A 15,262-nucleotide genomic window follows, 5' to 3' on the forward strand; every position below is an offset into this window, starting at 1 on the left:
AACTTAGTGTCTGAGAACTCTACTTATCTATGTAGTCTGCACTTACTTAAACCAACCTTGAAAGCGCTCCATCAGCATATAGTTAACCGGAACGAGTAATAAAGTTATAAAGGTCGCAAATATAATCCCAAAACCTAGGCTTACTGCCATAGGAATTAAAAACTGAGCCTGAGTTGCCTTTTCAAACAGCAGCGGCATTAAGCCTATAAAAGTGGTTAAACTAGTTAGCATAACCGGGCGAAAACGCGCTACGCCGGCGGTTTTAACAGCTTCCATCAAATCAAGCCCTTCACTGCGCTTTTTATTAATAAAATCAACCAATACTAACGAGTCGTTCACCACGACCCCAATTAACGCGAGCATTCCCAGCAAACTCATAATGGTAAGCTCCATAGCCATGATCCAATGGCCGATTACTGCGCCAATCATACCAAAAGGAATAATGCTCATCACCACCAGTGGTTGTAAGTACGATTTAAAGGGAATTGCGAGCAACCCATAAATTACAAAAAATACAAATACCATTCCCCACAGTAACGAACCAAACGATTCGCGCTGCTCTTTGGCTTCACCTTCTAATGAATGGCTTACACCTGGGTATTGTTGCACCAGTTCATCTAAGTAGGTTTTTAAATCAGCTTGAAGCACGGTCATATTGGTATCGGCTTTTTCTACATCCGCCGACACATTAAGTGTACGGTAACGATCAATACGGGTAATGGTTGATGGGCTTTGACCAGGTACTAAAGTGGCCACGTGTGACAGCGGCACTCGCCCACCATTAGGCGTTTGTATTAATATATCTTTTAAATCAGCAACTGAGCGCCTTTCATCTATAGGTAAGCGCACCATAACGCGCACATCATCACGCCCGCGTTGAATGCGCTGTACTTGTACACCAAAAAACGAGTTACGCACTTGTCTTGATACATCAACTCTATTTAATCCAAGTGCAAGCCCTTGCTCTGTTAGCTCTATTTGTAGCTCTTCTTTACCATCAGACATGCTATCGGCAATATCAAACACGCTTGGATAAGTGGCCAATCGTTGTTTAATTTGCTCAGCAACTGTTTGCAGTGTGGTTATGGAATTACCCGATAATTGAATATCAATTGGGTTTGAGCTTCTACCTATTTCTGCTCTAAATGTGAGACTTTCAGCCCCTGGGATCACCCCTATTAATTGCCGCCACTCTTTTACCAACTCACGCGAACCAATATCAGACTCTCGTTGTTCTGCTGGGGTGATTTCAAAGCGCACACTACCCGAATTAGCCGCACCGCCTCGCCCGCCAGTGCTGGCTAAAATATTAAGGATAATACTTTGCCCTGTTTCTTCATCTTGATACTTACGCTGAAGCTCTCTGGCTTTATCTGACATATCAATAATGTATTTATTCGTGACTTCAAACGGTGTTCCCGCAGGAAAAGTTAAATTAACCCGAACTGTTTCACTGGGAATACGTGGGAAGAAAATAAACTTAGTCCAACCACTGGTGAGCATGGTTAAAATAATTAAAAACACGCCCATAAATAAACTGACTGTGGCCAGTTTGTTGCGTAGCGCTAGCCCTAATACGGGTTGGTAATATTTTAAAATGGCATGCTCAAAACCATCTGCAAAACGTTGTTGGAGTTGCTCTAATTTAGAACCTTTGCCTTTTTGCTGGCGCAGTTTGATATATTTTAAATGCGCTGGCAGCACAAATTTAGATTCAATCAATGAAAACAATAATACCGGGATAACCACCACCGGAATTTGCGCAAAAATAGCGCCTCGTGCGCCTTCTATAAAACCTAACGGTAAAAAAGCGGCCACGGTGGTTAACACGCCAAATGTAACTGGCGTGGCTACTTCTTGAGTTCCTTTTATAGCAGCCTCTTCGCCCGATTTGGCGGTTTTTAAATGGGTATACACGTTTTCACCGGTAACAATGGCATCGTCCACCACAATCCCTAGCACCAATATAAAACCAAATAAGCTGATCACATTTATGGTCACGCCAAAGGCGGCCATTGCCATAAACGCACCCATAAATGAAACTGGAATACCAATAAATACCCAAAACGCGATGGCAGGTCTTAAAAATAATGTCAGTAACCCCAGTACCAAAATCCCCCCCTGTAAAGCATTGCTAGTTAGGGTAGCAATACGGCTTTTTACTACCTCAGAGTCATCATCCCAATAGCTTAAATAAAACCCTTGCGGTAAATTAGCTTGCTCACTGGTAATATAGTTTTTAACTGCATCGGCCACTTCTATCGCACTTTGCGGACCAATGCGGTACACATCAATAAATGCGGCTTGTTTGCCATTAAAGCGGGTGCGCACGGGGGTTTCTTCAAAATCATCGTTAATGGTTGCAATATCACTTAAGCGAATAATAGTGCCATCGGCTTGATTTTTTATCACAATGCTTGCAAATTCATCTTTGCGGTAAGCTTGCCCTTTAGAGCGAATAAGTACATCGCCGCCCTCTGTTTTAAGGTTTCCTGCTGAAATATCAGAACTTGAATTGGCAATGGCACTGGATATTTGCGCCAAGGTTAAATCGTATTGGCGCAGCGTATCTTGGCTTACTTCGATTGCCAGCTCATAATTACGTACGCCACTAAGTTCAACTTGGGTAATCGCCGGAATACGCAGCAATTCATCACGGACTTGCTCTGCATATTCTAGGGTTTCTTTTTCGTTGTAGTCACTTGAAACAGTGACTGCTATTACTTCACGCTTACGCTGGATTAACCCTATTACTGGTTTTTCTGCATCGGCTGGAAAGGTATTAATGGCATCGACACGGCTCTTTATATCCGCTAACAATTCACGCTCGTCGTAGCCAGTGTCAACCTCAACGCTCACTTGTGATGACCCCTCAGAAGAGCGGCTCGATATTTGTTTAATACCTTCGAGATCTTGTAATGCTTCTTCTATTCGTATGGTGACCCCTTTTTCAGCATCTTCTGGGGTTGAACCACGTAAACTCACACTAATATTTATACGATCAGAAACAAACGAGGGAAACACCTCTAACGGTAACTTAGAAGACAGGCTGAATAGGCCGCCCAACACAATACTAATTAGCAGTAAGTTGGCAGCCACATGATTACGTGTAAACCAAGCGATCATGGCTGCTCTCCTGGTTTTTGTGCTTTAAGAGTCGCATCCATTATCTGCACTGGCGTACCTGAACTCACTTGACCCAGTGGCGTCAGCACTAATTGACTACCCGCTTCAAGACCTTTACTCACAATGCCTTGCAGCGCATTTTGCCACGCTAAAGCAATATTTTTACGCTGTAGTGTGCCATTTTCAACCACATAAACATAACTGCCTTGATATATCGCACTATTGGGAATAACGAGTACCTGAGAGGCGACTTTGCCATTAATTTTAGCTTTAACGTATTGCCCTATTTTTACTGGGTATTGATTATCACTGGTTGATTTATAAGGGTCATTAATTTTAGCCACCACATACAATTGCTGAGCACTTTCATCTATTGCGCCCTCAGTACGAATAAGTTGGCCTTGCCATTGTTGCTCGCCAATTAAATCTGAAGTGAAATTAACCGCTGAGCCACGCTGATTTTTAGCACCATCTCGATATTGCTCAGGTAAATTAATAAAAGGCAGATCTTTATTCTTTATCGGTAAGCGTATTTCAACACTGTCGGTTGCATAAATTGTCGCCAACTGCATATTGTTAGATACCACCTGACCTAAGTCAACGCTGCGGTTTAATACTCGCCCAGCATAAGGGGCTTTAATTTTAGTACGTTCAAGATTTAGTTGCGCTCTTTCCAATTGTGCTTGTGCTGACAAAACCTGTGCTTGCGCTGCAGCTAGCTGTGGCTTTCTAAGTACTAAAATACTCGGTTCAGACTCATTGCCTAAACGTTGCCAATCAGTAAGCGCTTGTCGGCCTCGCGCTTGCTCTTCTAATAAGTTTTGCTCGGCATTGAGCAAATTAGCTTGTGCTGATTTAACTTCTGCTTTTAAATCGCGATCATCTAACTGAAGTAACACATCGCCTTTTTCAAAAAAGCCGCCTTCGCGGAACTGCTCATTTATATCAATAATCAGCCCAGAAACCTGAGCCACCAACATACTTTGAGTTCGTGGTTTAACCGTACCAAAGCTATCAATTTCAACGGGGTAGTCAATTAACTGCAATGGTTTTACCGCTACATTAATTTTTGCTTTTGGCGGTGCTGAAAAACGTGATGCTTTAGGCGGGTTTCCTTTAATAAACATCACCGAAAAAATGGTCGCTATAATAATAGCAGCGGGAACAATTATTTTTTGTTTGTTGAGTTTCATAGTGCTTGCTCATCCTGTGCGGATCTTGATTTTGCAAAGTCGCCCCCAAGAGCAACATGTAATTTAATGCGATTTGTGAGTAATTGGTTTTTAATTTCAATCAGTGAACTTTGTGCATCAAACGAGCGTGCTTGTGCATCTAATACGGTGGTGTAGCTCACTAAACCACTTTGATATTGTTCAAACGATAATTGCTCTGCTGCTAAGGCATTTTCTTGTGCCTGCAAGGTGCTTTGGTAGCGTGCCTTTAAAGATTGTTGTAGGGTAATAGCATTTTCAACATCACCAAATGCATCATATAAAGATTGCAGATAGGCTTGCTCTTGCTTTTGCGTTTGTAAACTGGCTATTTCCTCGTTCGCAGCAAGTCGCCCAGCGTCAAAAATAGGCGCTGAAATGCTACCAATAAGTGACCACGCAAGACTTGAAGCAGAAAATAAGTCGCTTACCCTGTTAGTGCTATCGCTTAAACCTGCCGCTAAATTTAAACTCGGAAAACGCTGTTTATGCGCATACGCAAGCGAAGCGTCGCTGGCTAATAACTGATACCAACTAGCACGCAACGCAGGTTTGCGAGTAATAAGCTCCGATGGTAAACCAAGGGGCATGTCGTCATTAATTACAGGTAGGTCGTTATTCGCTGCTATCAATCCTTTTGGATACTCCCCCAATAAACGCTCAAGGCTACGTGCAGCTTGAGTCAAATTTGCTTTTTGGGTTGCTATACGAGAGCGTTCATTGTTTAACTCATTGCGAGCTAAATAAACATCTAACGCTTCATTTAAACCTTGGCGATAACCCGACTCAATAATCTCGAGGTTTTGCTGGGCGTTAGCTTCTCTGCGCTTAAACAAATCAAGTAATTGCTCTGCACTGATTAAGTTAAACCAATTTGTTATAACATCTGCAATAAGCTGTTGTTTAGTTTGCTCATAGCGAGCTTGCTGAGCAAGGTAGTTGAGGTTGTCTCTACGCTTTGCATCCGAGAGTTTACCCCATAAATCAATTTCATAACCTAACTCTAACGATACAGAGCTTGAGTTATTATAACTAACCGGACGATTATCTTTGCTTCGCCCTACTCGCGTTGAAATATCTAAACTGGGCCATAAAGCGGCACCGGTGACAATTAATTGCTGTTTTTGTATTTCTACATCAAAACGGTTTTGCAATAGTTGCTGATTGTTTTTTAGCGCTTGAGTAACTAGCTGCTTTACTGTTGGTGAAGCAAGTTTATTAAACCATATGTCGTTGACAGCAACTACTGATTCAACAGCTGTTTGTTGCCACTGATCTGGGAGTGTATTCGGTGCTTGCTCACGTAGTTGCGGGTTTAAGTTACTCGTACAACCACTCAGCAGCATAATACTTATTGCCAATAAAGATGGCTTATATTGCCACATCATGTTTAAACCTGATTAATGCTATTTATGAATGTTATTCAAGCACTTTAGCAAACGTTGCTCAATTGACTTTACATAACATTACATACTTTGCGATGAAATTATAAGTGCCGTAGATACGCCAATCATTAACATATTGATCACAAATCAATAAACAACCTAATTTTTAGCCAAAAAAGCTGAATAAAGTTCTCAAAGAGGTATGAAAAGGACAGAGGGACTTACTGTTTATGACGTGCTAGAAAAATAGAGCAGGATAGAAAAAACTTAGAAACAAAAAAGCCCCGCATATGCGAGGCTTTGTATAAATGGTGCCTCGACCCGGAATCGAACCAGGGACACGAGGATTTTCAATCCTCTGCTCTACCAACTGAGCTATCGAGGCACTTAAACAGTGCTAGTGAACTACTTTGAGCAATATCACTTTTATAAATGGTGCCGACTAACCGAGTCGAACGGTTGACCTACTGATTACAAGTCAGTTGCTCTACCAGCTGAGCTAAGTCGGCACACTAAACTGTGTGCTAAGGCACTTTATCAATTTTAAAGATTGATAACTTCTTTGTAAATGGTGCCTCGACCCGGAATCGAACCAGGGACACGAGGATTTTCAATCCTCTGCTCTACCAACTGAGCTATCGAGGCACTTAAACAGTGCTAGTGAACTACTTTGAGCAATTTCACTTTTATAAATGGTGCCGACTAACCGAGTCGAACGGTTGACCTACTGATTACAAGTCAGTTGCTCTACCAGCTGAGCTAAGTCGGCACACTAAACTGTGTGCTAAGGCACGTGTAATAACGTTTAATCTTATGATTTGAAACACTATTACTTTAATAATGGTGCCTCGACCCGGAATCGAACCAGGGACACGAGGATTTTCAATCCTCTGCTCTACCAACTGAGCTATCGAGGCACTTAAACAGTGCTAATTAAAAATCTTAACTGATTTTTAATGCAATTCCCAGCTAGCTCTACTAACTGGCTATCTGGGCGTGCGGCGTATTAAACGAGTTTTGCCCCTACAAGTCAACTTTTTTTTTATTCTTTATAATCGTTTGAACGGTTTTCAAACAACTCGAGGCTATTTTCGTTAATACAGTGTATTTATCCAACAAAAGAGTTTAAAAAACGTAGTGAATTATTTTTTTTAGGTGTTACGATTGAATAATAACTTTCGGTACAGGCTTACCGTTTTAATAATAAGACCACAGGAAAACTCATGCAGAGCAAGCCCTCTTCAGCAATAAAAGGCCTACTACCTTTATTCTTAGTTAGTAACCTTATAATAACCGCATTATTTGTAGTCGCCTTTGTGCTTTATTCACAAGGCAATGCTGATAACAACGCATCTGCTCCAACCTCTAATGTATCGTTAACAAAACTTGCTGAGCGTCTTGATCAGCCCTTAGCAGAAGCATTAACAATATACGAGCAAGACAAGGTCACGCAATTACTCGATATGACCACCTTACTCAATGATGATTATAAATATACGCTCCACCGTTTTAATGCCAATAATCAAGCCGAGTTAGTTTATAGCAATAACAGTAAAGCAATTGCGCCTTTAGCTGTTAATAAATATATTAAAGAACAAAATACTCTTCATCATTTAATCTCATCAGAGGGACAGGTAATTGGAGAGCTTATTATTGAGCAAACACAGTCCTCAGTTACACAATCAAATCAACACTCACCACTAAATGCCTATATTGTAGTCTTTGCTGCACTGGTAGTGCTGTTTGTATTAGCATTCATGCTGAATAAATACATTAACAAGCGATTACATAAAAATACAGATTCACTTACTCAAGAACTAAAAGAAATTACGCAAAACGATAACTATCAAAGCACCCTAAATGAGCAACTAGAGGGTGGTTTAGAAACGGTAGCTCAACAAGTTAATTTGTTACTCAAAAAGGTGAGTAAGGTTCAAGCTGACGATCAAGCGGCGAAAAAAGAATTAAAAAAATTACAAACAAGCCTTGAAACAGAAGTACAAAACAGAACCTTTGAGTTAGAAAAACAAACGCAAAAAGCGCTAAAAGCCAGTGAAACTAAAACCACCTTTTTAGCCACTATGAGTCATGAAATAAGAACACCAATGAATGGCGTAATTGGTACCATTGATTTACTTCGTCAAACAGAACTTGATGGTGCACAGCAACGTTTAAGTACAATTATTCGTGAATCTGCATTTTCGTTACTCAGTATCTTAGATGATATTTTGGATTTTTCTAAAATTGAAGCAGGAAAGCTCAATATAGACCCGACTCCCTTCTCTGTTGCAGATACGCTAGAAGAAGTTGCAAAGGTGTTATCGTCTGTTGCAAAAAACCGTCACCTAGAACTCGATTTATCAATTGCACCCGATATTCCTAATAACCTTATGGGCGACTCAGTCAGGGTTCGCCAAGTACTTTATAACTTATGTAGCAATGCCATTAAATTTACCAGCACTAACGGCTCTACCCAAGGTAGAGTGAAAATATCGGTTGAAGTGGCACATAACACTGCCGACCATTTTACACTCCGTTTTTGTGTAGTTGATAATGGTAAAGGAATGAGTCAGTCCCAATTAAGGAAAATATTCAGCCCATTTACTCAAGCTGAAAGCTCAATTACCCGAGAATTTGGCGGTACAGGACTTGGGCTTTCAATTTGTAAAAGCTTAACCGAGCTAATGCTTGGTACTATACATGTTACAAGCCATGAGGGGATTGGTAGTGAGTTTACCGTTGAACTGCCTTTTTCAACGGCAGGTAAAACTGAATTTGCCCATAAAAATACACTCAATGGTAAACATGTCGTTGTTGTTAGTGACAATGCTGAACGCGGCAAGGTAATTTATCGTTACTTATCATTTATGGGGGCTAAAATAACCTATGCCCATGAGCAAAATGATATAGAAAATCATCAAGACACAAAGGATATTATTTGGGTTGTTGATGGTATTGACGACATGAGCAGTATTAGTACCTTGCTAAGAAGTTTACTTTACTCACTAGAAGATAATAATCAGCAAATGGTGGTGTTAAGTAAGCTGGATGAAGCCGTTATTAATCATAAAAATATTTTTTATATTAATGCTTCACCACTGTGTAAATCTAACTTTATGCTTTCAATTTTGGTTGCGGCGGGCTTACATAAACCTAAGCAAATAAAAAAAGCTAAAAGCATGAATCATTACTTAAATTCAGAAGAAGCACTCGCTGCAAATAGGCTTGTTTTATTGGTAGAAGATAACTTACTAAACCAAGAGGTACTTACCGAGCAGTTACACATACTAGGGTATAGTGTGGAAGTAGCGAATAATGGTGAGGAAGGCATAGAGATGTGGCGTAAAAACAGCTATTCGCTCATCCTAACCGATTTACATATGCCGAAAATGTCTGGCTACGATATGGTTGAAAAGATTAGAGAGGAAGCGGCACTGTTAGAAGCAATCGATGCTCAACCTTATATTATTGCTGTAACAGCCAATGCCTTAAAAGGCGAAAGAGAGCGCTGCTTAGCTGTGGGAATTAATGACTTTATAACTAAACCGATTGAGTTAAATGCGCTTGAGGACATATTAAATCAATGGAGCGATTTAGATAATAAACAGCCAAAACAAATTAGCTCAGCTGAAAAGCCAGCCATGCCTATTAACATGGAGTCTGCCAACAAATATATAAATGGCGATGATGCTAAAAAAATTCGCTTCTTTAAAATGTATTTAGAGCAAAGCCAAGAACAAATTAAATCAATCAACTTTGCGGTACTACAAAAGAGTCAAAGTGAAATTATAGCTGCCTGCCATCAATTGAAATCTATATCAAAAACAGTGGGGGCTAATATTGTGGCTGATTTAGCGCAGTCATTTGAGGATAAGTGTAAGGCTGATGAAATCAATGCCGATGAGTTAATTGAGATGAGAGATGAGCTCGAAATTGAATATTCAAGAGCAGCACAATTTTTAAAAGAACAAATTAGAAACCACGATCAACAAGATGACTTGATTTAACTAAACTGATCATAGGTATGCACAACAAAAAAGGGCTTTTTAGCCCTTTTTTAACGATTATTTTTCTACTGGCTTATAGCCTTCAATCTCAACCTCTTTTCCTTCAAATAAAAAGCCAACCATTTGCTCTTCTAAAAAGGTACGATGTTCTGGGTCCATCATATTTAAATGCTTTTCGTTGATCAGCATCGTTTGTTTATGCTGCCACTGTCCCCATGCTTCTTTAGATATATTATTAAAAATCTTTTCGCCAATTTCCCCAGGATAAAGTTGAAATCCAAGGCCTTCAGCTTCTTTTTGTAACTTTTGACAAAATACAGTACGTGCCATGATTTATTCTCTCTAACGCTAAATGCTGCTAGTTTAACCTATTGGGCTCATTTGTTTAACCAACTTTTTAGTCGGTGCAGCTAAACCCACCTCTATTGATTGATCAAGTGGATACCATATTAATTGCTTGTCGTTCACCACATCAGGGATTTGCTGAACATTGAGCACATGTGGGTTTATGGTTAGCTCAAAATGTGAGAACACATGGCTAAAAGGTGCTAATATCTCAAGCTCACTTTTTAGCCCTTGCTGTGCTAAAAAAGTATCAAGCTCACTGTGCTCATTAAATTCAAAAAATCCAAATAACCCCCCCCAAATGCCACTACTTGGGCGTTTTTCCATGAGTACTTTGTCGTTATGTTTAATAATTAACTGATGACAACTTTTTTTAGGCACTGCTTTTTTAGGTTTAGAATGTGGGAACTCTTTAACCTTACCCGCATTAAAAGCACCACATTGTGTTTTTAACGGGCATGCTTTACAGTCAAAACGACTTCGTGAACAAAGGCTTGCCCCTAAATCCATCATAGCTTGATTAAACTCAGTCACATTATTTTTAGGGGTGAGTTGTTCACTTAAATGCCACAGCTGATTTTCTACCTTTTTGACGCCATACCAACCTTCAACCATGAAAAATCGCGCAAGCACTCTTTTAACATTACCATCAAGAATAGGATGATGCTGCCCCAAAGATAAAGATAAAACAGCACCGGCAGTGGAGCGCCCTATTCCGGGTAAATCCATTACCTCTTCAAGTGTGCTGGGAAACTGGCCTTGATATTTGTCTCGCACTATTTTGGCCGTTTTATGTAAGTTGCGCGCGCGTGCATAGTAACCTAGACCAGTCCAGTGATGCAGAACCTGATCTTCATCAGCATTTGCTAAAGCAATAATATCGGGAAAGCTTTGCATAAACTTTTCGAAATAAGGAATAACAGTCACAACTTGGGTTTGCTGCAGCATCACCTCAGACACCCAAACTTTATAAGGTGTTTTAGCTAATTGCCATGGCAATGTTTTGCGCCCATGGAGATGATACCAATCAACTACTTGGTTAGAAAACCAATCAGACTGCTGCTTTTTTAAATCCAACATATTTACTTTTTTACTAATGCTTAATGGCGGCTCAGTCTATTGTAGTTGTTGAAAAGATCAAGCTATAACGCCCTAGAGCTTGTCAACCCCGCGCGGGTCAGGGATAATACGCAACCATTTTTAAACACATTGTTTTGTCAGGCCAATAATATGAGTGAATCAAGTAACAACAACCTTGAGCAAGCTAAGCAAGAAGGTAAGTATATCCGCACTATTCGTAGTTTTGTAAAACGCGAAGGCCGATTAACCAAAGGCCAAGCCGCTGCAATCGAAAAATGCTGGCCAACAATGGGGCTTGAGCATAAAAACGGCCTACTTGATTTAAACGCAGTATTTGGAAATGACAATGATGTAGTGTTAGAAATTGGCTTTGGTATGGGCAAGTCATTGGTTGAAATGGCAAAAAATGCACCACATCTTAACTTTATCGGTATAGAAGTACATCGCCCAGGCGTTGGCGCGTGCTTAATGGATGCCGACGAAGCAGGCGTTACTAATCTTCGTGTATTTGAACACGACGCCGTTGAAGTCCTTGCAGATTGTATAAGTGATGAAAGCTTATCGACCTTACAATTGTTCTTCCCTGATCCATGGCACAAAAAGCGTCACCATAAGCGCCGTATTGTACAAACTGAGTTTGCAGAAAAACTACGCTCTAAATTAAAAATTGGCGGCGTTTTTCATATGGCAACCGATTGGGAAAACTATGCAGAGCATATGCTTGAAGTAATGCAAGCAGCACCTGGTTACAAAAACCAATCAGAGACTAACGACTATGTACCTCGTCCTGATTCACGCCCGCTGACTAAGTTTGAACAACGTGGCCACCGTTTAGGCCATGGCGTATGGGATTTAATGTTCGAACGTACTAAATAACCGTTAATTTAATAATCAAGTAAGGTAAAGCCATTTATGAGCGTATTAACCAATCCGAGCCTATTATTACTTCGCAACAGCGAGGAGCTAAAAGGTAAATCAATATTGGTGGTCAACTTTGTTCAAGATGGCTTTTTAAATGAGCTAAAAACGCTCAACCCACAAAGTAAAATAACGGCTTTTAGCTATAACCATGCAAATGGTGAATTTGCTAAAAACATATCGGGTATAAATGTAGAAGTTAATCACACGATTAGCGCCGGTGAATATGATTTAGTAATTCTTTATTACCCCAAGTCTAAGCCCGAGCTATTAATGGCATTAGACAACATACGTGCAGTGATAAGTAAAGAAGCTGAGCTGCTAGTCGTTGGCGAAAACAAAAGCGGTGTAAAATCAATTGAAAAGCAACTCGCCAATAAAACTGCGTTTAGTAATAAAATTGACTCTGCAAAACACTGCGTTTTATATTCATTTTCAGAAATAACCCTGAATTCAACATTTGATATTAGTACTTACCACAAAGAGTTTGTGGTAAACGTAAGTGATATTGAGTTTACTGCTGTAAGTATTCCCGGCGTGTTTAACCATGGCGGCCTTGATGCAGGCACTAAAATGCTATTAGAAAATGCACCAAATATAAAACACGGTAACGTTCTTGACTTTGGTTGTGGCGCGGGGCTTATTGCTACGTTTTTAGGGCTAAAAAATCCGGCTCTTACATTTACATGTAGTGATGTAAGCGCACTAGCTGCCTATGCAACAACACAAACGCTTAAACTTAATAACGTTAATGGTGAAGCCGTACTGAGCGATGGTTTAAACAGCATTGCAGGTAAGTTTGATTTAATTATTAGTAACCCACCATTTCATACCGGTATTGCGACCGATTACACAGTAGCCGAATCGTTTTTAAATAATGCCAAACAGCACCTAACTAAAACAGGTAAGCTCACTATTGTTGCTAATAGCTTTTTAAAATATCCACCTATTTTAGAAGCCCAATTTGATAGTTATCAAACAGTGTTTAAGAATAATAAGTTTGCTGTATACAGTAGCTAAAACTAATTATTAATCCCCTATCAAAATATAGATATGCGGTATATTAGCCGCATATTTACTTTATGACGTAGATTAACTAAAAATAAATAGTGTAATTAAGCTAATCTTTTTGCTTCACTTTTTCCTGTTTTTGCTAAACTAATATTTATTACATTCACAATTGACACGGATGACCCTCTCGCAATGCCTAAAACTGTAGAGCAAAATAGCATTCGTAGTATATTGTTTAAAACCATCATGCTTATAACAGCCATCTGTTTGCTATTATCTCTTTCTATTTCTACTTACTTAAGTACACAAGAGCAAAAAAAGCAGCTCATTAGTAAACTTGTGCTGGTGTCAGAGATCATTGCCTTTGATGCAATGCCGTCATTACTGAATAAAAATAGACCTGCAGAAGAAAGGCGGTTAAAGCTTCTTCAACAAGTCTCATCGGTCACAAACTTACATATTTATGCGCTAGATGAGCAAACAAATAAACCAGTATTTTTTACCAGTTTTAATGCTCAAAAATCGCCACCTGTACCAATCAAAACAGACAGTATTAACGACTTTATAGAACCCCAAGTAGGTGATGAGTTTATTGAGTACATTACTCCAATACTCAATAATGATCAGTTACTGGGTTATGTGTATATTAGGGGCAGCTTGGATAACTTAAATAAGTTTATCACTAAAAAAATTATAGTTGATATTGCCATTATCGCTTTAATACTTATTTTTATCTCTTTGATTATTTTAAGGCTACAAAAAAGGATAGCCAGCCCAATAGAAAACTTAAGCTTGTTACTACAAAATATAGCTAAAAATCATAACTACTACGCCCGGGCGCCTTTAACAAACTTAACTGAAATAACCAGGCTTTCTAACAGCTTAAATGTAATGCTGGCGCGAACACAAAGACAAATAGAGCGCCACGAAGAAGATAAAAAAGAAATTAAGCTACTAAACTCAAATCTTGAAGAAAAAGTAAGCCAACGAACCATCGCGCTCAGAGAAGCAAATAAAGAGTTGCTATCTACACTTGAAAAGATGCACCAATACCAAACTCAAATTGTCGAAAACAAAAAAATGGCTTCATTAGGGCAAATGGTGGCAGGTGTAGCTCATGAGGTAAATACCCCTATAGGGCTTGGGATCACCGGTTCTACTTTACTAAGGGATAAACTCGCGGAGCTACAAATTAACTTTCAAAATAAGTCATTGACTGCCAGTCAATTTGAGCAATTTACTAACGATGGCATTGAAAACTTAGATCTCATCTACAGTAGTTTAAACCGTGTCGCAGAGCTTATTTCTAACTTTAAGAAAGTGGCCGTGATCAAAGATGATGAAATCACTAGCACCGTTCACTTTCAGCAGCTCATAAACGATACATTATTGTCTATGGGGCAAGAATTAAGAATAAAAAATCCTAAAGTTCTTATAAATTGTCCAGCAGATTTAACCGTTGAAAGTAAAAAAGGGCCACTGCAGCAAGTTTTCCATCAACTAATTTTAAACTCCCTACTACACGGATTTGTAGCTGGCGGTGACAATGTAGTGCAAATTGATATTGTGGCAACAAGCACAAAAACACAAATTACCTACACCGATAACGGCCTAGGTGTAGAGAGCAACATAAGAGCGAAAATTTTTGACCCTTTTGTTACTTCAAAACGCGGTCAAGGAGCCAGTGGATTAGGCATGCATTTAGTTTACAACTTAGTGACCCAGGCTTTGGCTGGAGAAATTGTATTAGATACTGAGTATCAATCAGGAGCACGATTTATTATTACGCTATTTTAAAAAGTGAAATAAATCCGTTGTCTGCTCTTGAATTACGACTTTATGACCATACTAAGACAGCACTCATTGAACAGCTGTATCATTAATGCTGTATTTTCACATAATTAATGAACTTAATTGTGTTTAACATATCACATACATTGATGAAAAATTGTAAAGTGATATAATTTCGTTTTGAATTAGTCTGATTATTTTAAGTATCTTTAGGTGGTTGATGGATGTATCAATTATTAAAGGAAATGGCTTCGACTTTATAATTCAAGTTATACATCCAACGTTAAGTATCAATTAAGCCGCGGTTTTTAATAATAGTTTAAGCGCGCAGCTGTTTTTATCTAATTTGTTTTTACTTGTTAACATTTAGATATAATCCTATAATTCT

9 protein-coding genes and 5 tRNA genes are annotated in these 15,262 nt (G+C 39.2%); 4 read left to right on the forward strand and 10 right to left on the reverse strand.

Annotated elements, in window-relative coordinates; translation table 11 throughout:
* Window positions 1–42: 42 nt before the first annotated feature.
* The 8 genes from BG00_RS01150 to BG00_RS01185 all read right to left on the reverse strand — a co-directional run bounded on the left by BG00_RS01150 (window position 43) and on the right by BG00_RS01185 (window position 6,639).
* On the reverse strand, window positions 43–3,126 hold the full coding sequence (locus tag BG00_RS01150; protein ID WP_036980070.1) for an efflux RND transporter permease subunit: 3,084 nt from the start codon (window positions 3,124–3,126) through the stop codon (window positions 43–45).
* The gene (locus tag BG00_RS01155) at window positions 3,123–4,319 is read right to left on the reverse strand and encodes an efflux RND transporter periplasmic adaptor subunit (RefSeq protein WP_036980072.1); all 1,197 of its coding nucleotides are present in this window, start codon (window positions 4,317–4,319) and stop codon (window positions 3,123–3,125) included. Before BG00_RS01155 ends, BG00_RS01150 begins: the two co-directional genes overlap by 4 nt.
* Window positions 4,316–5,725, reverse strand: coding sequence for a TolC family protein (locus BG00_RS01160; protein WP_036980074.1), 1,410 nt, complete (start codon window positions 5,723–5,725; stop codon window positions 4,316–4,318). The genes BG00_RS01155 and BG00_RS01160 overlap by 4 nt, the downstream gene beginning before the upstream one ends.
* A 306-nt stretch (window positions 5,726–6,031) precedes the next feature.
* Window positions 6,032–6,107: transfer RNA gene (locus tag BG00_RS01165), tRNA-Phe, on the reverse strand.
* Between the two features lie 48 nt (window positions 6,108–6,155).
* Window positions 6,156–6,231 (reverse strand) — tRNA-Thr (locus BG00_RS01170).
* A 60-nt stretch (window positions 6,232–6,291) separates the two neighbouring features.
* Window positions 6,292–6,367, reverse strand: a tRNA-Phe gene (locus BG00_RS01175).
* Window positions 6,368–6,415: 48 nt separating this feature from the next.
* A tRNA-Thr gene (locus BG00_RS01180) sits at window positions 6,416–6,491 on the reverse strand.
* Between the two features lie 72 nt (window positions 6,492–6,563).
* Window positions 6,564–6,639 (reverse strand) — tRNA-Phe (locus BG00_RS01185).
* A gap of 306 nt (window positions 6,640–6,945) precedes the next feature.
* Here BG00_RS01185 and BG00_RS01190 point away from each other — a divergent pair.
* Window positions 6,946–9,729, forward strand: coding sequence for an ATP-binding protein (locus BG00_RS01190; RefSeq protein ID WP_036980075.1), 2,784 nt, complete (start codon window positions 6,946–6,948; stop codon window positions 9,727–9,729).
* Window positions 9,730–9,786: 57 nt separating this feature from the next.
* On the opposite strand, the gene BG00_RS01195 is transcribed toward BG00_RS01190, so the two are convergent.
* On the reverse strand, window positions 9,787–10,059 hold the full coding sequence (locus BG00_RS01195) for an oxidative damage protection protein (RefSeq protein ID WP_013464143.1): 273 nt from the start codon (window positions 10,057–10,059) through the stop codon (window positions 9,787–9,789).
* Window positions 10,060–10,092: 33 nt separating this feature from the next.
* Window positions 10,093–11,154: an A/G-specific adenine glycosylase gene (gene mutY / locus BG00_RS01200; RefSeq protein WP_036980077.1), complete on the reverse strand. Its 1,062-nt coding sequence runs from the start codon at window positions 11,152–11,154 to the stop codon at window positions 10,093–10,095.
* Between the two features lie 150 nt (window positions 11,155–11,304).
* Between mutY and trmB the strand changes: the two genes are divergently transcribed.
* From trmB to BG00_RS01215, 3 genes are all read left to right on the forward strand, one after another.
* Entirely contained in the window at window positions 11,305–12,030 is a 726-nt protein-coding gene (gene trmB, locus BG00_RS01205; protein ID WP_036980079.1) for a tRNA (guanosine(46)-N7)-methyltransferase TrmB, read from the forward strand.
* A 36-nt stretch (window positions 12,031–12,066) separates the two neighbouring features.
* Window positions 12,067–13,092 carry a methyltransferase gene (locus tag BG00_RS01210; protein WP_024601261.1) on the forward strand — a complete coding sequence of 342 codons (1,026 nt, stop codon included), beginning with the start codon at window positions 12,067–12,069 and terminating at the stop codon, window positions 13,090–13,092.
* Between the two features lie 183 nt (window positions 13,093–13,275).
* The gene (locus BG00_RS01215; protein WP_036980081.1) at window positions 13,276–14,880 is read left to right on the forward strand and encodes an ATP-binding protein; all 1,605 of its coding nucleotides are present in this window, start codon (window positions 13,276–13,278) and stop codon (window positions 14,878–14,880) included.
* The last annotated feature ends 382 nt before the right edge of the window (window positions 14,881–15,262 follow it).

The organism is Pseudoalteromonas sp. SCSIO_11900 (genome assembly GCF_000576475.1).
Taxonomy (GTDB): domain Bacteria; phylum Pseudomonadota; class Gammaproteobacteria; order Enterobacterales; family Alteromonadaceae; genus Pseudoalteromonas; species Pseudoalteromonas tetraodonis.